15 protein-coding genes, 2 pseudogenes and 2 riboswitches are annotated in these 23,879 nt (G+C 65.1%); of the genes and pseudogenes, 10 read left to right on the top strand and 7 right to left on the bottom strand.

Annotated features, from left to right (window positions below; genetic code table 11):
• Nucleotides 1-183: 183 nt before the first annotated feature.
• Nucleotides 184-249, top strand: a riboswitch (Fluoride riboswitch).
• A gap of 66 nt (nt 250-315) precedes the next feature.
• From CCA01S_RS06685 to CCA01S_RS06675, 3 genes are read left to right on the top strand one after another with little or no spacing between them, the layout of a single operon-like run.
• On the top strand, nt 316-1,899 hold the full coding sequence (locus CCA01S_RS06685; RefSeq protein WP_084386561.1) for a MutS-related protein: 1,584 nt from the start codon (nt 316-318) through the stop codon (nt 1,897-1,899).
• The gene (locus CCA01S_RS06680; protein WP_066455858.1) at nt 1,896-3,413 is read left to right on the top strand and encodes a MutS-related protein; all 1,518 of its coding nucleotides are present in this window, start codon (nt 1,896-1,898) and stop codon (nt 3,411-3,413) included. Before CCA01S_RS06685 ends, CCA01S_RS06680 begins: the two co-directional genes overlap by 4 nt.
• Nucleotides 3,414-4,058: a histidine phosphatase family protein gene (locus CCA01S_RS06675; protein ID WP_066455856.1), complete on the top strand. Its 645-nt coding sequence runs from the start codon at nt 3,414-3,416 to the stop codon at nt 4,056-4,058. It begins immediately after the preceding gene.
• Nucleotides 4,059-4,144: 86 nt separating this feature from the next.
• Here CCA01S_RS06675 and CCA01S_RS06670 read toward each other — a convergent pair whose 3' ends face one another.
• The 6 genes and pseudogenes from CCA01S_RS06670 to CCA01S_RS06645 all read right to left on the bottom strand — a co-directional run bounded on the left by CCA01S_RS06670 (nt 4,145) and on the right by CCA01S_RS06645 (nt 10,953).
• Nucleotides 4,145-4,468, bottom strand: a complete 324-nt coding sequence (locus CCA01S_RS06670) for a DUF190 domain-containing protein (protein ID WP_066455854.1) — start codon at nt 4,466-4,468, stop codon at nt 4,145-4,147.
• A gap of 45 nt (nt 4,469-4,513) precedes the next feature.
• Entirely contained in the window at nt 4,514-4,897 is a 384-nt protein-coding gene (gene crcB / locus CCA01S_RS06665; RefSeq protein ID WP_066455853.1) for a fluoride efflux transporter CrcB, read from the bottom strand.
• Nucleotides 4,898-5,043: 146 nt separating this feature from the next.
• Nucleotides 5,044-5,109: riboswitch (Fluoride riboswitch) on the bottom strand.
• A gap of 117 nt (nt 5,110-5,226) precedes the next feature.
• Nucleotides 5,227-6,426 (bottom strand): bifunctional phosphopantothenoylcysteine decarboxylase/phosphopantothenate--cysteine ligase CoaBC, encoded by a 1,200-nt coding sequence (gene coaBC, locus CCA01S_RS06660; RefSeq protein WP_066455851.1) that lies wholly within the window; start codon nt 6,424-6,426, stop codon nt 5,227-5,229.
• Between the two features lie 76 nt (nt 6,427-6,502).
• Nucleotides 6,503-7,015 carry a signal peptidase II gene (gene lspA, locus CCA01S_RS06655; protein ID WP_066455849.1) on the bottom strand — a complete coding sequence of 171 codons (513 nt, stop codon included), beginning with the start codon at nt 7,013-7,015 and terminating at the stop codon, nt 6,503-6,505.
• Nucleotides 7,016-7,235: 220 nt separating this feature from the next.
• Nucleotides 7,236-9,953, bottom strand: a pseudogene (gene ileS / locus CCA01S_RS06650) (isoleucine--tRNA ligase); the annotation flags it as partial.
• A gap of 34 nt (nt 9,954-9,987) precedes the next feature.
• Entirely contained in the window at nt 9,988-10,953 is a 966-nt protein-coding gene (locus CCA01S_RS06645; RefSeq protein WP_066455835.1) for a bifunctional riboflavin kinase/FAD synthetase, read from the bottom strand.
• Between the two features lie 141 nt (nt 10,954-11,094).
• On the opposite strand from CCA01S_RS06645, the gene purN reads away from it, so the two are divergent.
• The 4 genes from purN to CCA01S_RS06625 all read left to right on the top strand — a co-directional run bounded on the left by purN (nt 11,095) and on the right by CCA01S_RS06625 (nt 16,986).
• The gene (gene purN / locus CCA01S_RS06640) at nt 11,095-11,787 is read left to right on the top strand and encodes a phosphoribosylglycinamide formyltransferase (RefSeq protein WP_232304991.1); all 693 of its coding nucleotides are present in this window, start codon (nt 11,095-11,097) and stop codon (nt 11,785-11,787) included.
• A 148-nt stretch (nt 11,788-11,935) separates the two neighbouring features.
• Nucleotides 11,936-13,345, top strand: coding sequence for an RsmB/NOP family class I SAM-dependent RNA methyltransferase (locus tag CCA01S_RS06635; protein WP_180984155.1), 1,410 nt, complete (start codon nt 11,936-11,938; stop codon nt 13,343-13,345).
• Nucleotides 13,346-13,387: 42 nt separating this feature from the next.
• Nucleotides 13,388-14,596, top strand: coding sequence for a DesA family fatty acid desaturase (locus CCA01S_RS06630; RefSeq protein WP_066455820.1), 1,209 nt, complete (start codon nt 13,388-13,390; stop codon nt 14,594-14,596).
• Nucleotides 14,593-16,986, top strand: coding sequence for a UvrD-helicase domain-containing protein (locus CCA01S_RS06625; RefSeq protein WP_066455817.1), 2,394 nt, complete (start codon nt 14,593-14,595; stop codon nt 16,984-16,986). Before CCA01S_RS06630 ends, CCA01S_RS06625 begins: the two co-directional genes overlap by 4 nt.
• A gap of 146 nt (nt 16,987-17,132) precedes the next feature.
• Here CCA01S_RS06625 and CCA01S_RS06620 read toward each other — a convergent pair whose 3' ends face one another.
• Nucleotides 17,133-17,543: a hypothetical protein gene (locus tag CCA01S_RS06620; protein WP_066455929.1), complete on the bottom strand. Its 411-nt coding sequence runs from the start codon at nt 17,541-17,543 to the stop codon at nt 17,133-17,135.
• A 329-nt stretch (nt 17,544-17,872) separates the two neighbouring features.
• Here CCA01S_RS06620 and CCA01S_RS06615 point away from each other — a divergent pair, with 329 nt between their 5' ends.
• The 3 genes and pseudogenes from CCA01S_RS06615 (at nt 17,873) to narJ (ending at nt 23,875) form a co-directional block, all read left to right on the top strand.
• Nucleotides 17,873-21,652: a nitrate reductase subunit alpha gene (locus CCA01S_RS06615; protein WP_066455814.1), complete on the top strand. Its 3,780-nt coding sequence runs from the start codon at nt 17,873-17,875 to the stop codon at nt 21,650-21,652.
• Nucleotides 21,649-23,136 (top strand): annotated as a pseudogene (gene narH, locus CCA01S_RS06610) (nitrate reductase subunit beta); the annotation flags it as partial. The gene CCA01S_RS06615 and the pseudogene narH, both read left to right, overlap by 4 nt.
• Nucleotides 23,137-23,245: 109 nt before the next feature.
• Nucleotides 23,246-23,875, top strand: a complete 630-nt coding sequence (gene narJ / locus CCA01S_RS06605; protein WP_066455811.1) for a nitrate reductase molybdenum cofactor assembly chaperone — start codon at nt 23,246-23,248, stop codon at nt 23,873-23,875.
• The last annotated feature ends 4 nt before the right edge of the window (nt 23,876-23,879 follow it).

Here is a 23,879-nt window from a genome sequence, read left to right as displayed (position 1 = left end):
AGGCCGTCAGTGTGCCACAAGTGTCGGGTGCGGCAGGACGTACAGGCTTGCGCCGGGAAGGGGCCGGGGTCTGGTTCGAGCCGCATGATCGTGTTTTAATGCAGACGTAGTCGGTAGTTGCCGTGTGTGTTGTGCTTGTGCCGGGCTGGGTGCGGTTCGGGTCGAACACGACAGCAGGCAGACACCGCATCCGGAGATGGCATTCTCCCTTAACCGTCGGCTTCGCCGACTGATGATGCCTGCTCAGTCCCACACCGGGGCGGGCAGGCTTTTTCATGCTCGCCTCACGATCGGCTTTACGCGAAGAGGCGCGCCATGCACGATTCCACACTGCCCGCCCAGGCAGACCCCGGCCGGACAGCCCCCGCCCCGGCACCGTTCAGCATCCTGGGGCCCGGTTCCGAGCGGTTGGTCGAACAGGATCAGGCCCCCGATTGCTTCGTCGATCTCAATCTGGATCAGATCGTTGCGCGGCTCGGCGCGAGCAAAGAAGAATATGCGCTCATCCCCTTGCTGCAGACGCCGCTGGCATCGCTGCAAGCCATTCGCTACCGTCATCACGTCATGCAGGATCTGGAGCAGGCCGCCACCTGTGCCGCCGTCCAGGCCTGGGCGGACAGCTTGCGGACCATGCGGGCGCAGCTGGCGCAGCGCGCCAAGCTGCATGAACGGCAGCAGCAAAACGCGTGGTTTCTGAGCGCGGCCGAGACATACTGCCAGGCGCTTGAACAGTTCGCCCCGGCCCTGCGCGTGGCTCAGCCGCGCTCGGAAGGGTTCCGTTCGCTGCAGGCCTATCTGGATGCTTATCTTGCCGCGGACGCCTACACGCAGCTGAAGGCCGCGGCGCGGGCCACGCGGGCGGCCCTGGACAGCGTGCGCTATGCCGTGCTGATCCAGGGCGATCTGCTGACTGTCAGCCGTTACCAGGACGAGCCCGACTACAGCGCCGAGGTTGCCGCCTGCTTCGAGCGCTTCCGCCAGGCGGCGAGCAAGGATTACCGGGTGAAGTTTCTCGACGAACCCGAGATGAACCACATCGAGGCCAAGGTGCTGGAGTTCGTGGCCCGGCTCTTTCCGGACGCCTTCGCGCAGCTGACGGCCTTTTGTGAAACCCATGCCGACTATCTCGATGTCACGCTGGCGGCCTTTGATCGCGAAGTGCAGTTTTATATGGCCTACCTGGATCACATGAAGGCCCTCAGGCCATATGGGTTGAACTTTTGCTACCCCGACGTCGAAGCGCGGCATGAACACCTTTATGCCCGGGAAACCTTCGACCTGGCGCTGGCGGGCAAGCTGGCCCCGCAGGGCACGACGATCGTCACCAACGATTTCGAGCTGCGGGGCAAAGAGCGGATCATCATCGTGTCCGGCCCCAACCAAGGGGGCAAGACGACGTTTTCACGCACGTTCGGGCAATTGCACTACCTGGCCAGGCTGGGGCTGCCGGTGCCTGGCACTGCGGCGCGCCTGTTTTTATGCGACCAGATCTACACCCACTACGAGCGCCAGGAAGACATCCGCAACCAGCGCGGCAAGCTGGAAGATGACCTGTTTCGCATTCATCGCATCCTGGATGCGGCCAGCCCGCGCAGCCTGATCATCATGAACGAAATCTTCACCTCGACGACGCTCAAGGATGCGCTGTTTCTGGCGCACCGCATCTTGCGCCAGATCGTGCGGCTGGATTTGCTCTGCGTCTGCGTCACTTTTATCGACGAACTGACCCAGGTAAGCGACACGACCGTCAGCATGGTCAGCACGGTCGCGCCCGACGAGCCCGCCAGGCGCACGTACAAGGTGATCCGCCGCCCGGCGGATGGTCTCTCGTACGCCTTGTCGGTGGCGCAGAAATATCAGCTGGATGCCGACAACCTGGAAAGGAGACTGGCCCGATGAAAGTCTTTCTCATGTATTCGGATCGGGATTTCGACAGCTCGGCCCCGGGGCCCTGGAACGAGGCGGAGCTGACGGCCGACCTTGAGCTGGGTGTCCTGTGGCAGGCCATGGCTGGTGAAGATGAGTTTCTCAAGCAGGTCGCGCGTGCGGCGCTGCTGGCTGGATGCCATGACATCGAGCAGCTTGGCTACCGGCAGGCCGTTGTGCGGGATTGCCTGCAAAACCCCGACGTCATTCGCAAGCTCTATGATCTGGCCTTGGCTGCCCAAGAGGTCAGGAAAGGCATGTATTGGGGGGTGAGCCATTACGTCGGGGCCATTCTGGGCAGCTCGATCGAAGCATTGCAAAAGTATGCCGTTTTGCTGCGCCAGCTGCGCGATGTTGCTGATCAATCCGCGGGGCGCTTTGCGTCCGAGGGGCTGCGCCGTTTTTTTGCCATGCTGCAAAGCGATCTGAGCAATGCTTATTTCGAGACGATCGATGCGCACCTGAAAGCCCTGCGCTTCAGGCATGGGGTGCTCATCAGCGCCCGGCTGGGACAAGGCAACAAGGGACAGGATTACACCTTGCATCTGCCGCGCGAGGCCGGGCACCTGTTGCTGACGCACCTGTTCCAGAAAAAACCGGCCGCCTACAGCTACCGATTGCCGCCACGGGACGAAATGGGGGCCAGGGCCTTGTCCGAACTGCATGGTCAGGGGGTCAATCTGGTGGCCAATGCCTTGGCGCAATCGACGGAGCATATTCTGGGGTTCATGAATGTGCTGCGCACCGAGCTGGCCTTTTTCGTTGCCTGCCTGAACTTGCACGACCGCCTGCAGGCGCTGGGCGCGCCCAGCGTGCTGCCGGTGGTCGCGCCCGTCGCGCCGGCGATGCGCTCGTTTCAGGGCTTGTACGACATCTGCCTGGCCTTGCAGACGGGGCGCCCGGTGGTGGGCAACGATCTGCAGGCAGATGGCAAGAATCTCGTCGTGATCACCGGGGCCAATCAGGGGGGAAAATCCACCTTTTTGCGCAGCATCGGGGTGTCGCAACTGATGCTGGAGTGCGGCATGTTCGTGCCCGCGCAGGCCTGCGCCGCCAACCTGAGCACAGGCCTCATTACGCACTACAAGCGCGAAGAAGATACGTCCATGCACAGCGGCAAGCTGGACGAAGAGCTGGCGCGCATGAGCCAGATCGTGGATCACCTTCAGCCCGGATGCCTGGTGCTGTTCAACGAATCGTTTGCCGCAACCAATGAACGCGAGGGAGCCGACATTGCCTGGACGATTACCCATGCCCTGCTGAGCCACGGCGTCCGGGTTTTTGCCGTCACGCATTTGTATGAATATGCCGCGCGGTTCTACCAAGAGCAGCGCGACGATGCCATTTACCTGCGTGCGCCGCGCGCGCTCGATGGCAGCCGCACGTTCCGGCTGGAAGTCGCTTCGCCGCTGGCGACCAGCTATGGTGCCGATCTGTACCAAAAGATTTTTGGTGATGAAGACATTGATCTTGCAAGGAGAACCTGAATGTCTGTTGTAGCTGCCACGATAGGTCCCGTCACGACCTGCCTGCTCGTCCGCCACGGGCATGTCGAGGGCATCGAGCCCAAGCGCTTTCGCGGGCGGGCCGAATTGCCGCTGACCGAACTGGGGCGCCGCCAGGCGGCGGCCCTGCGTGACCGGATTGCCCGTGAATGGACGCCCGATGCTGTATATACCAGCGCACTGAGCCGCTGCGTGGATACAGGCGCCTTGATTGGCGCGCCGCATGGGCTGGAACCCCAGCAGGCGGCAGGCCTGCTGGATATCGATTACGGCCAGTGGCAGGGCCTGACCGAGGATGAAGCCCATGCGCGCTGGCCCGATGCCTGGGCCCGCTGGCACGAACAGCCGCAGACGGCGGAAATTCCGGGGGGTGAAACCCTCAAGGGGCTGGCCCAGCGATCATTGAATGCCCTGGAAGGCTTGTTGCTTCGGCATCAAGGTCAGACCATCGTGGTGGTGGCCCATGACAGCGTCAATCGCGTCTTGCTGCTGCATGCGCTGGGCCTGCCTCTGGCGCGCTATTGGTCAATCCGGCAGACGCCCTGCACGCTCAATGTCCTGGATGTCGTGTGCGGGCAATTGCAGGTGCGCACACTCAACGAAACCGGCCATACATTTGGCCTGTGACGCGCCCGCCTGTGATGCCCCTGTAACATGCCGCGTGATGCGCCGGGCGCGCCGCCCGCTTTGTGCGGCACGCCCGGCGTCGGCTTTCATTCTTCGGTGCCGATCGTGCCAAAGTCGATGGGCGCGCGCGAATAGAAGATGCGCAGGCCCGATTCGGCCCGCACCCGCTGCAAGATGGCGTCGCACTCTTGCTCAGAGACGACCATCGTGATCTCGACGGGCTGCTCGGCCAGCTCGAAGAAGCGTGCCGAGTGCAGGCGGTGGTGCACGCCGATGCCTTCTTGCGCCGTGAAAACGGTGGCCCCGCGGATTTCCATGGCCTTGGCCAGCTCCATCAACCATTGGTGTACGGGCCGGTGTTCGTGGGTATAGCTTTGCAGCGTATAGAACGTCAGTTGGTAGCCTTTCATGATCTCTCCATCCTTGAGTGTGTTCCAGTGTGTCGTCATGAAAGTTCAACCCCGTGCGAAGAGTTGCACCAGCGCTACGCCTGCCAGCACCAGTATGATGGAGCCCGCCATGTGGAGGGCAATCTGCAGCGCCGCGAAACCCAGCTCGCGCTGCTGCAGCAGCGTGGTGACTTCGAGCGAGAAGGTTGAAAACGTCGTCAGGCCGCCCAGAAAGCCGGTAATGATGAACAGGCGCCAGACGGGCGACCAGCTGCCGTGGCTGCCCAGAAATTCGCTGGCCGCGCCGATCAGCAGCCCGCCCAGCAGGTTGGCGGCCAGCGTGCCCAGGGGAATCGTGGGCCAGAGGCCGTTCAGGCTCATGCCCAGCACCCAGCGCAGCAAGGCGCCCAGTGCGGCCCCTGCGCCAATGCCGATGACGGCGGGCATCATGTGCGCCCCCGCGTCGGTGTCGGCAAGGAAGAAGGCGTGAAAGGCGAGAAACGGTGTGTATCGCGGAAAAGAGTCATAAGGCCCGCTGAATGGTGTTGCGTTGAGGGCCTGAATGAAACCTGCGGACAGCCTGCAGACCCCATTCAGGGGTGGCAGGCATTATCAGCCAGCGCAGCTGGCGGTTAAAGGAGAATGCCATCTCCGGGACGAAGCGCGTCGTTTGCGTTTCATTTTAGCCATGGGCCGGGGGGCCGCGCAATGCCGCGCTCTGGGGGCGCTGGCGGGCGTGGCCACCGGCCAGGCGCTGGCGCGGCCGTTGGCCGGGGCCTTCAGCGTGACGGCTGGTGGGCCGCAATCCAGCCGATCAATGCCCGGGCGGCCTGCAGCTTGGACTGCCGGGGCAGAGTCTGCGCACCGTGCCTATCAAAGATGACGAGCTCGGTGTCTTCGGCGTCCATGGCCTGCTGCGCCAGGTTGCCCACGATGACCGGAATGCCCTTGCGTGCGCGTTTGGCCTGGGCGTGCTCGTGCAGATGATCGGTTTCGGCGGCAAAGCCCACGCACCAGGGGCCGTCGGGCAGTGCGGCCACCTCGGCCAGGATGTCCGGGTTCTGCACGAAATCCAGCACGGGCGGCTGGCCGTCGGCCTGCTTCTTGAGCTTGATGGCCGACGGGTTGGCGATGCCCCAGTCGGCCACGGCGGCCACGGCAATAAAGAGGTGCGCCTGGGCGGCGCGGGCCATCACGGCGGCGCGCATCTCGGTGGCGCGCCGCACGTCGATGCGGCTGACCCCGTCGGGGCAGGGCAGGGCCGTGGGGCCCGAGACCAGCGTGACGCGCGCGCCCGCTTCGGCGGCGGCGCGCGCCAGGGCGTAGCCCATGCGGCCCGAGGAGCGGTTGGTGAGCACGCGTACCGGGTCGATGGGCTCGCTGGTGGGGCCGGCGGTGATGAGCACCTGTCGGCCAGCCAGCACTTTGGGCTGGAAGAAGGCCACCAGGGCGCGCAGGATCTGGTCGGGCTCCATCATGCGGCCCGAGCCCGTCTCACCGCAGGCCTGGCTGCCCTCGGCGGGGCCGATCAAGGTGACGCCGTCGGCCAGCAGCTGGGCGGCATTGCGCTGGGTAGCCGGGTGCGTCCACATTTCGTGGTTCATGGCGGGCGCGGCCAGCAGCGGCACGGCGCCGCGCGCCACGCACAGCGTACTAAGCAGATCGTCGGCCAGGCCGTGGGCCAGCTTGGCCAGGAAGTCGGTGCTGGCGGGCACGATGAGCACCGCGTCGGCGCCGCGCGTGAGGTTGATGTGCGCCATGCGGTTGTCGGCGCGCGCATCCCAGGCGTCCAGCCACACGGGGCGCCCCGACAGCGCCTGCATGGTCTCGGCCGTGATGAAGCGGCTGGCCGCCGCCGTCATGACGACATCGACGGTGGCGCCTTCGTCTTGCAGGCGGCGCAGCAGTTCGGCGGATTTGTAGCAGGCGATGCCGCCGGTCAGCCCCAGGATGATGCGTTTGCCGGACAATTCTGGCATGGTGTGTACCTCGTCAGGTCGTGTCCGCCAGGCCGCGCCGCCCGGGCACCAGGGCCCGGCGCGCAGGTCGGCGCGATTATGGCTGTGGGTGGCGCGCGCGGCGGCCGCGCAGGATTTCGTCCAGGATCAGCAGGATGGCCCCGCAGGTGATGGCAATGTCGGCCACATTGAAGGCCGGAAAATACCAGTCACGCCAATAAAAGAGCAGAAAATCAACGACGTGGCCGTGCGCCAGGCGGTCGGTGGCATTGCCGACGGCACCGCCCAGAATGCTGGCCAGCGCCAGGCACAGCAGGCGCTGGCCGGTGTGTGTATACAGCCAGCGCATGATGAGGATGGCGGCCACCAGCGCAATGCCAGTGAACAGCCAGCGCTGAGCCCCGCCGCCTTCGGCCAGGAAACTGAATGCGGCCCCGGTGTTGAACAGCAGGGTGAGATCGAACACCGGCAGCAGGTGGATGCGCTCGGCGTAGCCCAGGCTGCCCGACACCCAGGCCTTGCTGAGCTGGTCGAGCCCAATGATGACGAGCGCCCACAACAGCCAGCCGCCCAGCGCGCGCCAGCGGCACGCGGCCGGGATGGCCTGCAAAGCGGCTCGCGCGTCGGCGGCTGTGGCCGCCTTCGGCGCCGAACGACCGCCCGAGGCAGCGCCTGTGCCGGGCGCTGCGGGGCTGCTCGCCGCCGGGGAGGGGCGGGAGGCGCTGCCGTGCGGCGGCTGTTGCGGGTGCGGATCAGGCATGGTGCCGCGCTTCGCCCGCGCCGAACAGGTTTTCGACGCAGCGCCCGCACAGTTCGGGGTGCTGGGTGTCGTGGCCGACGTCGGCGCGGTGGTGCCAGCAGCGTCCGCACTTTTCGTGCGTGGTGGCCTGCACCTGGATGCGCAGCGCGCCGTCGCCCGCCTGCACATCGGCGCGCGACACCAGCATCACGAAGCGCAGATCGTCGCCCAGGCTGTGCAGCAGGGCCAGATCGTCGCCCGAGGCGTGGTAGTCGATTTCGGCGGCCAGCGACGAACCGATCTCGCCACGCGTGCGCACGGCTTCGATTTCGCGCATGGTGTCGGCGCGGATCTCGCGCAGGCGTGCCCAGCGCGCGTCGAGCGCGGCGGCGTCGACAGGCGTGGGCACCGGGTGGAACAGTTCAGTGAAGATGGTGGGCGAGGCCGGGTTGCCGCCCAGGTCGGCCCAGGCTTCTTCGACGGTGAACGACAGGATCGGGGCCAGCAGCTTGAGCAGCGCGTGGGTGACGTGATGCAAGGCGGTTTGCGCCGAGCGGCGTGCCAGACTGTCTTTGCCCGTCGTGTACAGGCGGTCTTTGAGAATATCCAGGTAGAAGGCGCCCAGATCTTCCGAGCAGAAAATCTGCAGGCGGGCCACCGCCGTGTGGAATTCGTAGCGCTCGTAGGCGGCCAGCACTTCGGCCTGCATCGCGGCTGTCATCTGCAAGGCGTAGCGGTCGATTTCCAGCAGTTGGTCGAGCGCCACGGCATCGCTGGCCGGTGCAAAGTCGGCCAGGTTGCCCAGCAGGAACTTGAGCGTGTTGCGGATGCGGCGGTAGGATTCGACCACACGATCGAGAATCTGCTTGGAGATGGAAAGTTCGCCCGAGTAGTCGGTCGAAGCCGCCCACAGGCGCAGGATTTCGGCGCCCAGCGAGTTCGAGATTTCTTGCGGGAAGACGACGTTGCCCACCGATTTGCTCATTTTCTTGCCCTGGCCATCCACCACGAAGCCGTGGGTGAGCAGCGCCTTGTAGGGCGGGCGGCCATAGAGCATGCAGCCCGTGAGCAGCGACGAGTGAAACCAGCCGCGGTGCTGGTCCGAGCCTTCCAGGTAAAGGTCGGCGGGCCAGGCCAGCTGCTGCGCGTGCGAGCCCTTGAGCACGTGGTCTTGCCCGCCCAGCACGGTGGCGTGCGTGGTGCCGGAGTCGAACCAGACGTCGAGCGTGTCGCGGTTTTTTTCGTAGTGCTCGGCCTCGTCGCCCAGCAGCTCGCGCGGGTCGAGCGTCTGCCAGGCTTCGATGCCGGCTTTTTCGACGCGGTCGGCCACCTGTTCGAGCAGCTGCGGCGTGCGCGGGTGCAGGGCGCCGGTTTCCTTGTGCACGAAAAAGGCCATGGGCACGCCCCACTGGCGCTGACGCGAAAGCGTCCAGTCGGGGCGGTTGGCGATCATGGCGTGCAGGCGTGCGCGCCCCCAGGCGGGGTAGAAGACGGTGTCGTCCACCCCCTTGAGGGCCATTTCGCGCAGCGTGGGGCCGCTGACCGGCTGGATGTCCATGCCGGCGAACCACTGGCTGGTGGCGCGATAGATGATGGGCGTCTTGTGGCGCCAGCAGTGCATGTAGCTGTGGGTGTGCGCCTCGGTGTGCAGCAGGCTGCCCGCCTCGCGCAGCACCTCGACGATCTTGGGGTTGGCCTTCCAGATGAGTTCGCCGCCAAAGAGCGGCAGGCTCTCGGCGTAGTGGCCGTTGCCCATCACCGGGTTGATGATGTCGTCATCGGCCAGGCCGTGCGCCTTGCAGGAGATGAAGTCTTCCACGCCGTAGGCCGGCGCCGAGTGCACCACGCCGGTGCCCGAGTCGAGCGTGACGTAGTCGCCCAGGTAGACGGGCGACAGGCGCTTGTAGCCGACGTCCGCGTCGTACAGGGGGTGGCGGAACTTCAGGCCGTCCAGCGCCTGGCCCGAGGTGCGGGCGATGATCTCGCCCTGCAGCCCCCATCGGGCAAGACAGCTTTCGGCCAGCTCGCTGGCCACGATCAGCAATGAGCCCGTGGCGCGTGGTTGGGCCAGGCGCAGCAGGGCGTATTCGTGCTCGGGGTGGATGTTGAGTGCCTGGTTGGACGGGATGGTCCAGGGCGTGGTCGTCCAGATGACGATGGCGCCGGCTTCGACCTCGCCGGGCAGGCCAAAGGCCTGGGCGATGGCGCGACGGTCGTCAAACGCAAAGGCCACGTCGATGGACGGGTCTTTGCGGTCGGCGTACTCGACCTCGGCTTCGGCCAGGGCCGAGCCGCAGTCGAAGCACCAGTTCACCGGCTTGAGCCCGCGAAAAACGAAGCCTTTTTCCATGATGCGCGCCAGGGCGCGCAGCTCGTCGGCCTCGTTGTGCGGGTTCATGGTGAGATAGGGGTTGTCCCATTCGGCCAGCACGCCCAGGCGCTTGAAGTCGGTGCGTTGGCGTTCGATCTGTTCGGCGGCGTAGGCGCGCGCCTTGGCCTGCACTTCGGCCACGGGCAGGTGCTTGCCGTATTTTTTCTCGATCTGGATTTCGATGGGCATGCCGTGGCAGTCCCAGCCCGGCACGTATTGCGCGTCGAAGCCCGCCATGTCGCGGCTTTTGATGATGATGTCTTTGAGGATCTTGTTGACGGCGTGGCCGATGTGGATATCGCCATTGGCGTACGGTGGCCCGTCGTGCAGGATGAACTTGGGGCGCCCCGCCGCGGCGGCCCGAATGGCTGCGTAAACCTTTTTTTCCTCCCAGGCGGCAATCCAGCCCGGTTCGCGCTTGGCCAGGTTGCCCCGCATGGGGAAGGGGGATTCGGGCAGATTCAGGGTGTCTCTATAGTCCATGGGAGGCGAAATAGTCGCGAGCGCCTTGCGCATCTTGCTGGATGGCGGCGATCAGGGTGGTTAAGTCGGGAAAGGATTCCTCGTCACGCAGGAATTCGAGAAATTCAACGCACACCAGTTTACCGTAGGCGTTTACCCGCTGATCGAGGATATGGGTTTCAAGCAGCAGGGGGCCGTCGCGGGTGACCGTGGGGCGCACGCCCAGGCTGGCAACGCCGGGCAGCGGGTCGGCGTCCAGCCCGTGCACGCGCACCACATAGATGCCCGAGCGCGCCGCGCAAGGGGCCGGCACGCGCAGATTGAGCGTGGGAAACCCCAGGTCGCGGCCCAGTTTCTGGCCGTGGATTACGTGGCCGGTGATGCGAAAGGGCCCGCCCAGCAAGGTACAGCTGTGGGGCAGATTGCCCACCGCCAGAGCCGTGCGCAGCGCCGAGCTGGAGATGCGCTGGCCGTGCGCGTCGTTGATGTCGGCGATGGTCTCGACCGTGAAGCCGTGCGCGCGGCCCATGCGGCGCAGCAGCTCGATGTCGCCGCTGCGCTTGTGGCCGAAGCGGAAGTCTTCGCCCACCAGCAGCCAGCGGGTGTTCAGGCCTCGCACCAGCAGCTGCTCGATGAAGGCTTCGGCGCTCATGTCGGCCAGTGCCTGGTTGAAGCGCTGGATGACGATCTGCCGCATGCCGTGCTCGACCAGCAGGGCGACCTTGTCGCGCAGGCTGCTGATCTGCGTGGGGATGAGTTCGGGGCGCCCGCCGCGATGCGCGAAAAAGGCCCTGGGGTGGGGCGCGAAGGTCATGACCGAAGGGATCAGGCCTTGCTGCCCGGCCTGGCCGCGCACTTGTTCGAGGATGGCCTGGTGCCCGCGGTGCACGCCATCGAAATTGCCGATGGTGAGGGCGCTGGGGGCCGTGGTGTCGCGTCGCGGCAGGGTGCGGTAGAGGCGGGGAACAGGTTTCACGGCTAAGAGTTTACAATTTCAGGTTTGGCTGATGGTTTGTCTGGACGGCGTTGCAAACGAGATTGCGGCGCGCGTGCCCCACGGCGGGCGAGGCACCGGACGCTTTTTGGAGCACTTGATTTTATGCCGGAGACCGAGCGCATGAAGCATACCCCCGAACGGCCCTTGCGCGTGGCCATCCTCATCTCGGGTCGCGGTTCGAACATGCAGGCGCTGGCCCAGACCGTCGTCGCCGAACGGCTGCCGGTGGACATCTGCACGGTGCTCGCCAACCGGCCCGACGCCGCCGGCCTGGCCTGGGCGCGCGCGCAGGGCCTTCCCGCCGAAGCCTTGTCGCACAAGACCTTCGATAGCCGCGACGCGTTCGACGCAGCCTTGCTCGCGCGCCTGGATGCGCTACGGCCCGACTACATCCTGCTGGCGGGCTTCATGCGCGTGCTGGGTAGTGATTTCGTGCGCCACTTCGATGGCAAGATCATCAACATCCACCCATCGCTCTTGCCCGCGTTCCCCGGCCTGCACACCCACCAGCAGGCGCTGGCCCAGGGCGTGCAGTGGCACGGTTGCACGGTGCACTTCGTCACGCCGGTGCTCGACCATGGGCCCATCATCGCCCAGGGGGCGATTCCGGTGCTGGCGGGCGATACGCCCGATCACCTGGCGGCGCGCCTGCTGCCGGTCGAACACCAGGTCTACACTCAGGTGCTGCGCTGGCTGGCCGAAGGGCGCGTGTCGCTGTGCGCCGATGGCCGCGTCCAGCTGGACGGCGCGCCGCACCGCGCCTGGGCAGGGCCGCATCTCTTTAACGAACAGGATTGCCATGAGCACGAATGAATCGCGGGGCCAAGCCCGCAACCGCCGCCCGGCCGAGGGCCGCCCCGACCGCCGTGCTGACGTCAGTCGTCGCAAGGGTGAGCGTGTCGAACAGGCGCCCGCGCGGCCCTACGTCATGGCCGCCGCGCGCATCGAACAGGTGCGCCAGGTGCTGGGCGAAGTCTTGCAGTGGCAGTACCCGGCCGATGCCGTGCTGTCGCACTGGTTTCGCGGGCACAAGCAGGTGGGCCAGCGTGACCGCGGCGAAATCGCCGAGGCCGTGTTCGACGTGTTGCGCCACCTGCGCCGCTACCGCCAGTTTGCCGAAAGCGGACAGGGCGCCGCCACGCGCCGCCTGGCAGTGCTGGGGCTGGCTTCCGTGTGGCCGCGCAGCACGCTCGACACCGGTCTGGATGAGCACGAACGTGGTTGGCTGGATTACGTGCAGGCCTTTGTCGTGGCCGATTTGCCACCCGGTGTGCGCTACAGCATGCCCGATTGGCTCGAAGCCCGCCTGACCGAACTGCCGCAGGCCGAATCCCTGATGCAGGCGCTCAATCAGACCGCGCCGCTCGACTTGCGCGTCAATCCGCTCAAGACCGATCGCAAGGCTGTGCTGGGTGCCTGGGCGCAAGGCCCCGAGGCCAAGTGGGCACCCAAGCCCACGCCGTATTCGCCCTGGGGCATCCGCATCCAGGGGCGCCCGCCCGTCAACCGCTGGGCATCCTTCGAGCGCGGCGACATCGAGGTGCAGGACGAAGGCAGCCAGCTGCTGGCGGCGCTGGTGGCCCCGCGGCGTGGCGAGATGGTCATCGACTACTGCGCCGGGGCGGGCGGCAAGACCCTGCTGCTGGGGGCCTTGATGCGCTCCACGGGCCGCTTGTATGCCTTTGACGTGTCGGCGGCGCGCCTGGCGCGCGCCAAGCCGCGCTTTGCGCGCAGCGGCCTGTCCAACATCGTGCCCGTGGCCATCGCCGAGCAGCATGACCAGCGCGTCAAGCGCCTGCGCGGCAAGGCCCACCGGGTGCTGGTCGATGCGCCGTGCAGCGGGCTGGGCACCTTGCGTCGCAACCCCGATCTCAAGTGGCGCCAGCATCCCGAATCCCTGCAGCAGCTGTGCGCCACGCAGGCGGCCATTCTGCGCGAGGCCGCGTCCTGCGTGCGGCCGGGCGGACGCCTGGTGTATGCCAGCTGCAGCCTGCTGCCCGAAGAAAACGAGCTGCAGGTGCGGGCCTTTCTGGCCGAACACCCCGAGTTCACCTTGCTGGATGCGGGCCAGATCCTGGCCGACCGGGATATTGTCCTGACGCTGGACGGCCCCATGCTGCACCTGCGCCCCGACGTACACGGCACGGACGGTTTTTTTGCCGCCGTGATGCAGCGTGGCCCGGCGGCGGCTGATCAGGCAACTGAGTCGGCAAGCGCGCGGGCAGATGAGTCGGCCAACGAACCGATCGACGCACCCATGGTTGATACGGCGGCGTCGCGGGCGGCTCGCCAGGCCGCGCCTGCAGAGACGCCAACATCGCCTGTGGCGGTGCCTGTCTCGTCCATGGAAACACCAACTGCACTACACTAAAAGGCAGATTCTTCATTTCTTGCGGGCGCGGCCGCCATCCCTATGACAACTTTCTTATCGCTGGCGCAGGGCGGTGTCCTGCAGCTGGGCCCCTGGGCCTTGCTGGCGGTCACGCTGATCCTCACGCACATCACCATCGCGGCGGTCACCCTCTACCTGCATCGCAGCCAGGCGCATCGCGGGGTCGATCTGCACCCGGCGGTGGCGCATTTCTTCCGTTTCTGGCTGTGGTTCACCACCGGCATGGTGACGCGCGAATGGGTGGCCATCCATCGCAAGCACCATGCCAAGTGCGAACGCGAAGGCGACCCTCATTCACCCGCCGTGTTCGGCTTGTCGCAGGTCTTCTTTCGCGGGGCCGAACTCTATCGCGACGAGGCGCAAAATGCCGAAACGCTCAAGCGTTATGGGCACGGCACACCCGACGACTGGATCGAACGGCACGTCTATGCACGCCACAACCTGCTGGGCATCGGGCTCATGCTGGGCATCGACCTGCTGCTCTTTGGCGTGGTGGGGCTCACGATCTGGGCCGTGCAGATGGCCTGGATTCCGTTCTGGGCGGCGGGCGTGGTCAACGGCCTGGGGCACGCCTGGGGCTATCGCAACTTTGCCTGTCCGGACGACAGCACCAACGTGTCGCCCTGGGGCATCCTCATCGGCGGCGAAGAGCTGCACAACAATCACCATGCCTACGGCACCTCGGCCAAGTTTTCGTCCAAGTGGTACGAGTTCGATCTGGGCTGGATGTACATCCGCCTGCTGCAGGCTTGCCGACTGGCGCAGGTGCGCCGTCTGGCGCCACCCCTGCGCTGGGAAAAGAACGGCCCCGTGGCCATCGAGCAACTGGGTCAGGATCAACTGCAAGGCATTATCGCGCACCGCTACGAGGTGCTGGCGCGCTACTCGCGGGTGGTGAAGGCCACCGTGGCCCACGAACTCAAAGCACTCAAGGTGCGCCGCTGCCTGGCCGAACGCACGCTCTTGCGGCGCTGCCGCAAGTGGCTGCTGCGCGATCAGGCCGTGCTCGCGCCCGTCGAGCAGGCCCAGGTCACGCGCGCCGTCTCGGTGGCGCCCGTGCTGGGCACCTTGTTGCAGATGCGCCGCGAACTCACGGCGTTGTGGGAATCCTCCAGCGCCAGCAGCGACCAGCTGCTGGCCGATCTCCGGGCCTGGTGCCAGCGGGCGCAGGCCAGCGGCATCGAAGGCCTCGAACAATTCGCGTACCGACTACGCTCTTATGCTGCATGATTGAAGGTCTCAACGAACAACAGCGCGCCGCTGTCACTTTGCCTGCGCAACACGCCCTGGTGCTGGCGGGGGCCGGCAGCGGCAAGACGCGGGTGCTCACCACGCGCATGGCGTGGCTCATCCAGACACAGCGGGTCAGCCCCTTTGGCCTGCTGGCCGTCACGTTCACCAACAAGGCCGCGCGCGAAATGCTCACGCGCCTGTCGGCGCTCTTGCCCATCAACACGCGCGGCATGTGGGTGGGCACGTTTCACGGCCTGTGCAACCGCCTGCTGCGCGCCCACTACCGCGAGGCGGCGCTGCCGCAGGCCTTCCAGATTCTGGACAGCGCCGACCAGCTCTCGGCCATCAAGCGCCTGCTGAAGGCGCTGGGGGTGGACGACGAACGCTTCGCGCCGCGCGACGTGCAGCGCGCCATCAACGGCGCCAAGGAAGACGGCCTGCGCCCCAAGGACATGGAGGTGCACGACAGCCACAGTCGGCGCCTGGCCGAGCTGTACCAGTGCTACCAAGACCAGTGCGAGCGCGAAGGCGTGGTCGACTTCGGTGAGCTGCTGCTGCGCGCCTACGAGCTGCTGCAGCGCGAAGCCGCCATCCGCGAGCACTACCAGCGCCGCTTCGAGCACATCCTGGTCGATGAGTTCCAGGATACCAACGTGCTGCAATACCGCTGGCTGATGCTGCTGGCGGGCAGCCACACCCCCGTGTTCGCCGTGGGCGACGACGATCAGTCGATCTATGCGTTTCGCGGCGCCAACGTGGGTAATATGGCCGACTTCGAGCAGCGCTACGCCCACGGCACGGTGATCCGGCTTGAACAGAACTACCGCTCGCAGGGGCACATTCTGGACGCCGCCAACGCCCTGATCGCGCACAATACCAAACGCCTGGGCAAGAACCTGTGGACGCAGGCGGGCGAGGGCGAGCCTCTGCGCGTGGTCGAACAGGCCTCCGACCTGCTCGAAGCCCAGTGGCTGGTCGATGAAATCAAGGCGCTGCTGCGCGAAGGCCGCGCCGCGCGCCAGATCGCCATCCTGTACCGCAGCAACGCGCAGTCGCGCCCCATCGAACACGCGCTGTTTTCGGCGCGCGTGCCCTACCGCGTGTATGGCGGCCAGCGCTTTTTCGAGCGCCAGGAAATCAAGCACGTGCTGGCCTATCTGCGCCTGATCGACAACCCCAACGACGACACGTCCTGGATGCGGGTGGTCAATTTTCCCACGCGCGGCATCGGCGCGCGCACGCTCGAACAGCTGTCGGATGCCGCCGCGCAGTACGGCATCAGCCTGGCGGGCGCGGTGGCCTACGTGCCGGGCAAGGGCGGCAGCAGCCTGGCGCGCTTTGCCACGCTCGTCCGCGAACTGGCCGAGGCCGCCCGCTCGCTCGATTTGCCCGAACTCATCGGCCACGTCGTGCACCACAGCGGCCTGGAGGCCCACTACCAGGCCGACCGCGAGGGCCAGGAGCGCCTGGAAAACCTGCAAGAACTGGTCAATGCCGCGGCTGCTTTCGTAGCCGAAGAAGGCCTGCAAGGCGTGATCGCGGGCAAGATTCCCGAGTTTGCCGTCACAGGCGGGCAGGCACGCCATGCAGTCGGCCGCTTGGCGCAGGCCGGGCAGCAGCCCGGTGCCAGGGAAGAGGGCGTTGCCGCCGCCATCGCGTTGTCGGACGCCGATGGCTTTGATGCGCCCGACGATGACCTTGCCTTTGCACCACCCGCGGTGATGTCGCCCCTGGGGGCATTTCTCAGCCACGCATCGCTGGAAGCAGGCGACAACCAGGCCCAGGCGGGCGAAGACGCCGTGCAGCTCATGACGGTGCATGCCGCCAAGGGGCTGGAATTCGACGTGGTCTTCATCACGGGGCTCGAAGAAGGGCTGTTTCCGCATGAAAACAGTCTGCTCGACGCGGGCGGCCTGGAAGAAGAGCGGCGTCTCATGTACGTCGCCATCACCCGGGCGCGCGAGCGCCTGACGCTGACGCTGGCGCAAAGCCGCCTGCTGCATGGCCAGACGCGCTACGCCTTGCGCTCGCGCTTTCTCGACGAAATCCCCGAACAAGACCTGAAATGGATCACGCCCCGGCAGCGTGCCGTGGTGCCAGAACAGCAGCCCGCCTGGCGTGGAGCCTTTCGTCGCGGGCAGGGCGGCTGGCAGGGTGAGGGGGGCAGCGCCTTTGCGCCGCGCGTGCCGCGCACCCGGTCGCTGGACGTCACCGTGGGCGATCAGTGTTTTCGGGTGGGGCTGTCGGTGCGCCATAACCGCTTTGGCGAAGGCACGATCGTGTCTTTGAGCGGCAACGGCACCGAGGCCCAGGCGCGCATCGAATTTCACGACGTCGGCACCAAGACCCTGGCGCTGGGGGTGGCCAAGCTGGAGATTCTGGCTTGAGAAGCTTCTGAGCCGCCCGCCGCATCATCAGCGGCGCTGGCCGGTGGCCATTCGTTGCCTACGGTCGTCTTTGAACAGGTCGAGCGATTGGCAGGCGCCCCAAAGTCGCGGATGCATGCGACGCGACGGCTTGTTCAGGGGGGGCCTCAAGCAGCCAGCAGCTGGATGAAGCGCCCCTCGCGGTTGGCGGCCAGAAAGCGGGCAATGCGGCCGCCTTTGACGTCGTCCAGCATGCGCTCGAGCTGGGCGGGCACTGCTTGGGATTCAGGGCCGCCTTCCTCGGGTTCATCCATGGCACCGATGAAAACGACGTCCCAGGGCTTTTCAAGCTGCCTGGCTTCGGCGCATAACGCCTCGAAGCTGTCGAGCGCGCTGGCCGCTTTGTCTACATAGAACACAGGCGCCAGCACGCCCGCCGTGCCCTGCAAAAAGGCCGTGCGCTGCGCTGCGTTGGCGTCATCGGGCAGTTCTTTTGCCGTGAAAATCATCAGCAGACGCTGGGGGTGGGGTTCGCCGCGGGCGGCATTCAGCAAATCGTCAAAGTGTACGAGAGACATGAATCGAAAGGTGAAAAAATGTTGAATGCGGGCTTGCTGGCGGCCAATAATGCCGGCGCGCTGCGCTGCCATTGAACGGGATGCTGCCGAGTGGATCATTATAAAAATATTTGATGAAAGGGCGTGTCGATTTTCAAATTCAAGTGGGCTGTCTTTGATTCACGTCAATCAGGATTTACTGATAAGCCCATGAAACATAACTGACATTTTCATGAAACCTGGCTGACATTCCTGTTAATCTTGATTCCCTCGTGGTTGATATAGGTCAATGTGATGCATAAGGCGGCTCTATAGAATTTTTCAGATCATTGAATGACTGGATATTCTCCATGGGCCATTTTCTCGAACGACTGCGTTATTTCACCCGACCGCGCGAAGGCTTTTCAGACGATTGGGGCGAAGTCCGCCAAGAATCCCGTCAGTGGGAAGACGGCTATCGCAACCGGTGGTCGCACGACAAAATCGTACGCTCGACTCACGGCGTCAATTGCACCGGCTCTTGCAGCTGGAAGATTCACGTCAAGCAGGGCATCGTCACCTGGGAAGCCCAGCAGACCGATTATCCGCGCACCCGTCCCGACATGCCCAACCACGAGCCACGCGGCTGTGCCCGGGGCGCGTCGTATTCGTGGTATCTGTACAGCGCCAACCGCCTGAAATACCCCATGGTGCGTGCGCGCCTGATCCGGCACTGGCGCGAGCTGCGCAAGACGCTGGGCCCCGTCGAGGCCTGGGAGGCCCTGGCCAAAGATCCGGGTAAAAAAGACTACAAGACCCAGCGGGGCCGCGGCGGGTTCGTGCGGGTCAGCTGGCAAGAGGCGCTCGAGCTCGTGGCCGCGGCCAACGTCGATACCGTGCGTCGCCATGGCCCCGACCGGGTGGTCGGCTTTTCCCCGATCCCGGCCATGTCCATGGTGTCCTACGCCTCGGGGGCTCGCTATCTCAGCCTGATCGGCGGCACCCTGCTGTCGTTCTACGACTGGTACTGCGACCTGCCGCCGTCCAGCCCGCAGACCTGGGGCGAACAGACCGACGTGTCCGAATCGGCCGACTGGTACAACTCGGGCTACCTGATCGCCTGGGGCTCGAACGTGCCCCAGACGCGCACGCCTGATGCGCACTTTTTCGTCGAGGCGCGCTACAACGGCACGCAGGTGGTGGCGGTCACGCCCGATTATGCCGAGGTCGCCAAGCTGTCCGATCGCTGGCTGCATCCCAAGCAGGGTACGGATGCCGCCATGGCCATGGCCATGGGGCACGTGATCCTGAAAGAATTTTTCCTCGACCGCCAGGCCGAATATTTCCAGGACTACTGCAAGCGCTATACCGATCTACCGTTGTTGGTTACCTTGCGCCAGGAAGGTGATGCCTGGGTGGCCGACCGCTACCTGCGAGCCAGCGATTTCGACGGCTGCCTGGGCAGCCCCGAAAAGGCCGACTGGAAGACCGTCGCCTTTGATGCACAGGGCAAACCCGTCGTGCCGCAGGGGTCGATGGGCTTTCGCTGGGCCGACAAAGAAGGCCCCGACCACGGCAAGTGGAACCTCGAAACCAAGGCGGCTGATGGCAGCGACTTGTCACTGCAACTGACCCAGCTCGAACAGCGCGACGACTCAACGCCGGTTGCCTTTGCCTACTTTGGCGGCACGGCGCATCCCAATTTCACCGCGAACGCGCAGCAGGGCGATGTGCTGTTGCGTCATGTGCCTACCCGCCGGGTGAGCACGGTTGACGGCGAAGTCCGGGTGGCCACGGCCTTCGACCTGCTGTGTGCGCATTATGGGCTGGATCGAGGGTTGGGCGGCACCTGTGCCGCCAGCTACGAAGACGACATCGCCTATACGCCCGCCTGGCAAGAACAGATCACGGGGGTGCCTGCCGCCGAAGTCATCGCCGTGGCGCGCGGCTTTGCCGACAATGCTGAAAAAACCCGGGGTCGTTCCATGGTGATCATCGGCGCCGGCATGAATCACTGGTATCACCAGGACATGAACTACCGCAGCATCATCAATTTCCTGATGCTGTGCGGCACGGTCGGCGTCTCGGGCGGCGGCTGGGCACATTACGTGGGGCAGGAAAAGCTGCGCCCGCAAACGGGTTGGACGGCGTTGGCCTTCGCGCTCGACTGGGTGCGCCCGCCGCGCCAGATGGCGGGCACGTCCTTCTTCTACGCGCACTCCGACCAATGGCGCTACGAAACGTTGCGGGTGGGCGACCTGTTGTCGCCGCTGGCCGACAAAGCGCGCTATGGTCGCACGCTGCTCGATTGCAATGTGCGCGCCGAACGCATGGGCTGGACGCCGTCGGCGCCGCAGCTCAACCGCAATCCGCTTGAAGTGGCGCGTGAGGCCCAGGCACGAAACATGCCGGTGCGCGATTATGTCGCCCAGGCGTTGCAGTCCGGGCAGCTGGCCATGGCCTGCGAAGACCCGGACAATCCGGTCAACTTTCCGCGTTGCCTGTTCATCTGGCGCTCCAATCTGTTCGGTTCTTCGGGCAAGGGGCACGAATACTTCTTGCGTCACTTCCTGGGCACGGCTCATGGTGTGCAAGGCGAAGAAATCTCCGAGAGCCAGGCCGACGCGCGCCCCGAAGAGGTCGTCTGGCACGAGCAGGCCCCCGAGGGCAAACTCGATCTGGTGGTGACGCTCGACTTTCGCATGTCCACCTCGTGCCTGTATTCCGACGTCGTGCTGCCCACGGCTTCCTGGTACGAGAAAAACGACCTCAACACCTCCGACATGCATCCCTTCATCCACCCGCTGTCGGCGGCGGTCGATCCGGTGTACGAGTCGCGCAGCGACTGGGAAATCTTCAAGGCACTGGCCGCTGAATTCTCCCGCCAGTGTCCCGGCAAGCTGGGGGTCGAACAAGACGTCGTGCTCAGCCCCATCCTGCACGATACCGCCGGTGAGCTGGCCCAGCCCAAGCAGGTGGCCGACTGGAAAAAGGGTGAATGCGAACTTGTCCCCGGGGTGACCGCGCCCAACATCACGCTGGTCGAGCGCGACTATCCAGCCACCTTGGCGCGCTACACCGCGCTGGGGCCGCTGATGGATACATTGGGCAACGGTGGCAAGGGCATCCAGTGGAACACCCAGCACGAGGTCGAGGGCCTGGGGGCGCTCAATCGCCGCGTGCAGGGCGGCCCGGCCGATGGCCGACCGCGCATCAACAGCGACATCGACGCCGCCGAAACGGTGCTTTACCTTGCGCCCGAGACCAACGGCGAGGTCGCCGTCAAAGCCTGGCAGGCCCTGTCGGACGTCACCGGGCGGGATCACACGCACCTGGCGGCGCCGCGTGCCGAAGAGAAAATCCGCTTCCGCGACATTCAGGCGCAGCCGCGCAAGATCATCTCTTCGCCCACCTGGTCGGGCATCGAAAGCGAGCACGTCAGCTACAGCGCCGGGTGGACCAACGTCAACGAACTCATCCCCTGGCGTACGCTCTCCGGGCGCCAGCAGTTCTATCAGGATCACGCCTGGTTGCGTGATTTCGGCGAGGGGTTCGCGCTCTACCGTCCCCCCATTGATACCCGCACGATTGCGCCGGTGCAAAAACACCTGCGTAACGACCAGCCCGAGATCGTGCTCAACTTCATCACGCCGCACCAGAAATGGGGCATCCACAGCACGTATTCCGATAATCTGCTGATGCTCACCTTGTCGCGCGGCGGGCCCATCGTCTGGATTTCCGAGGCCGATGCGCGCAAGGCGGGCATTGCCGACAACGACTGGATCGAGGCCTACAACGCCAACGGCGCCCTGACCGCACGAGCCGTGGTCAGCCAGCGGGTGAAAGAAGGCATGTGCCTGATGTATCACGCCCAGGAAAAAATCGTCAACGTGCCGGGTTCGGAAATCACCCAGCTACGCGGCGGCATCCACAATTCGGTCACGCGCATCGTGCTCAAGCCCACGCACATGGTGGGTGGCTATGCGCAGCTGTCCTGGGGGTTCAACTATTACGGCACGGTTGGTTCCAACCGCGATGAGTTCGTGATCATTCGCAAAATGAAGAAAATCGACTGGCTCGATGGAACCCCGGCCGAGCCTGCGACCCATGATGCGCAAGACAAGTCGGCTGTGGTAGGAGAATCGTCATGAAAATACGCGCACAAGTCGCAATGGTGCTCAATCTGGACAAGTGCATCGGATGCCATACGTGCTCGGTCACCTGCAAAAACGTCTGGACGTCGCGCAAGGGCATGGAATACGCCTGGTTCAACAACGTCGAAACCAAGCCTGGCATCGGCTATCCCAAAGACTGGGAAAACCAGAACCGCTGGCAAGGCGGCTGGGAACGCCGCCCCAACGGCAAGCTGGTGCCCAAACAGGGCGGACGCTTTCGCCTGCTGGCCAAAATCTTTGCCAACCCGGTCTTGCCCGAGATCGACGACTACTACGAGCCGTTCACCTTCGACTACGAAAACCTGCAGACTGCGCCCGAAGGCCCGGCGGCGCCCGTGGCGCGGCCCCTGTCGCTGATTTCCGGCAAGCCGATGCAAAAGATCAAATGGGGTCCCAACTGGGAGGAAATCCTGGGGGGCGAATTTGAAAAGCGCAAGGCGGACTACAACTTTGAAGCTGTCCAGAAAGACATCTACGGTCAGTTTGAAAACACCTTCATGATGTATCTGCCGCGCCTGTGCGAGCACTGCCTCAACCCCACCTGCGTCGCGTCCTGTCCGTCCGGCTCGATCTACAAGCGCGAAGAAGACGGCATCGTGCTGATCGACCAGGACAAATGCCGCGGCTGGCGCATGTGCATCAGCGGCTGCCCCTACAAGAAAATCTACTACAACTGGGCCAGCGGCAAGGCCGAGAAGTGCACCTTCTGCTACCCGCGCATCGAGGCGGGCATGCCCACGGTCTGTTCCGAGACCTGCGTGGGCCGCATCCGCTACCTGGGGGTGCTGCTGTACGACGCCGACCGCATCCAAGAGGCCGCCGCCACCGAAAACCCCCAAGACCTCTATCAGGCGCAGCTGGACATTTTCCTCGACCCTTACGACGAGCAGGTGCGCGCGCAGGCGCGCGCCGATGGCATTGCCGAAAACTGGCTGGATGCCGCGCAAAACTCGCCCGCGTACAAGATGGCGGTGGAATGGAAAATCGCCTTCCCCCTGCACCCGGAATACCGCACCCTGCCCATGGTGTGGTACGTGCCACCCCTGTCGCCCATCCAGTCGCACGCCAATTCGGGCAACGTCCAGGCGCGCGACGGGCTGCCCGACGTCGAATCGCTGCGCATTCCCGTGCGCTACCTGGCCAATCTGCTGGCGGGCGGCAACGAGACCCCCGTCGTGGCGGCCTTGCGGCGCATGCTGGCCATGCGCGCCTGGTTCCGTGCGGCCAAGCTGGGCGAACCCCAGGATGCCGAACTGCTGCAGCGTGAAGGCATGACGCCGACCATGGCGGCGGACATGCACCGCTACCTGGCGATCGCCAACTACGAAGACCGTTTCGTCATCCCCACTGCCCACCGCGAAGAGGCCGAGAAGGCCTATCAGCTGCGCGGTGGCTGCGGCTTTACCTTTGGCAATGGCTGCGACGGCATCGATGCCAAAGAAGGGCTGTTCGGTGGGAAGATGGGGCGGCGCGCGATGCAGCCGCCCGGCGCGGCGGGGGCCAAACCCGGCGTGCGCCCCAGGGTGCTGCCGCGGCTGGAATCACTGCAGGCCGAACAGGAGAAACATCATGCTCACTGAGCACACCGCGCTCTTGCGCGCCCTGTCGGCGCTGCTGGTGTATCCCGACGCAGACCTGCAAGCCGCACTGCCTGAAATCGACGCCGCACTGCGGGCCAGCCCTGCGCTGCACGAGGCCGAGCGCCAGGCGCTGATGCCGCTGCTCGATGCGCTGGCGCAAGACGAGCTGCTGGACAGCCAGATGCGCTATGTCGATCTCTTCGACCATGGCCGCTCGACGTCTTTGAACCTCTTCGAGCACGTCTATGGCGACAGCCGCGCGCGGGGCGAGGCCATGCTGGCGTTGCGCGAGCGCTATGCGGGTGTCGGCCTGGCGCAGGCCGACTACCAGCTGCCGGACTACCTGCCGCTGATGCTGGAATACCTCAGTTGCAGCGAGCCCGACGAGACGGTCGCGCTGCTGGGAGAATGCGCCCACGTGCTGCGGCGCCTGGGGGCCGCGCTGCGGCATCGGCAAAGCGCCTATGCCGCGATCATTGCCGCGCTGCTGCAGTTGGCGGGGCAGGCGCCGTTCGAGGACGGCCCCACGGTCGTGCCGCGCGAAGACATCGACCGCGAGTGGGAAGAGCGTCCGGCCTTTGAAAATTCGCATGAAGTCATTGCTTCAGGAGACGCTTGAATGA

Origin of the sequence: Castellaniella caeni NBRC 101664 (assembly GCF_001592225.1) — a bacterium.
In the GTDB taxonomy this organism is placed as follows: Bacteria; Pseudomonadota; Gammaproteobacteria; order Burkholderiales; family Burkholderiaceae_B; genus Castellaniella; species Castellaniella caeni.
Note: the sequence above shows the minus strand (reverse complement) of the source record. Positions and strands in the feature narration are given on the sequence as shown.

What these genes read in the sequence shown, in the direction of transcription:
- CCA01S_RS06685 (WP_084386561.1), top strand. Translation starts at nt 316, where the DNA reads ATGCACGATTCCACACTGCCCGCCCAGGCAGACCCCGGCCGGACAGCC.
- CCA01S_RS06680 (WP_066455858.1), top strand. Translation starts at nt 1,896, where the DNA reads ATGAAAGTCTTTCTCATGTATTCGGATCGGGATTTCGACAGCTCGGCC.
- CCA01S_RS06675 (WP_066455856.1), top strand. Translation starts at nt 3,414, where the DNA reads ATGTCTGTTGTAGCTGCCACGATAGGTCCCGTCACGACCTGCCTGCTC.
- CCA01S_RS06670 (WP_066455854.1), bottom strand. Translation starts at nt 4,468, where the DNA reads ATGAAAGGCTACCAACTGACGTTCTATACGCTGCAAAGCTATACCCAC.
- crcB (WP_066455853.1), bottom strand. Translation starts at nt 4,897, where the DNA reads ATGATGCCCGCCGTCATCGGCATTGGCGCAGGGGCCGCACTGGGCGCC.
- coaBC (WP_066455851.1), bottom strand. Translation starts at nt 6,426, where the DNA reads ATGCCAGAATTGTCCGGCAAACGCATCATCCTGGGGCTGACCGGCGGC.
- purN (WP_232304991.1), top strand. Translation starts at nt 11,095, where the DNA reads ATGAAGCATACCCCCGAACGGCCCTTGCGCGTGGCCATCCTCATCTCG.
- CCA01S_RS06630 (WP_066455820.1), top strand. Translation starts at nt 13,388, where the DNA reads ATGACAACTTTCTTATCGCTGGCGCAGGGCGGTGTCCTGCAGCTGGGC.
- CCA01S_RS06625 (WP_066455817.1), top strand. Translation starts at nt 14,593, where the DNA reads ATGATTGAAGGTCTCAACGAACAACAGCGCGCCGCTGTCACTTTGCCT.
- CCA01S_RS06620 (WP_066455929.1), bottom strand. Translation starts at nt 17,543, where the DNA reads ATGTCTCTCGTACACTTTGACGATTTGCTGAATGCCGCCCGCGGCGAA.
- CCA01S_RS06615 (WP_066455814.1), top strand. Translation starts at nt 17,873, where the DNA reads ATGGGCCATTTTCTCGAACGACTGCGTTATTTCACCCGACCGCGCGAA.
- narJ (WP_066455811.1), top strand. Translation starts at nt 23,246, where the DNA reads ATGCTCACTGAGCACACCGCGCTCTTGCGCGCCCTGTCGGCGCTGCTG.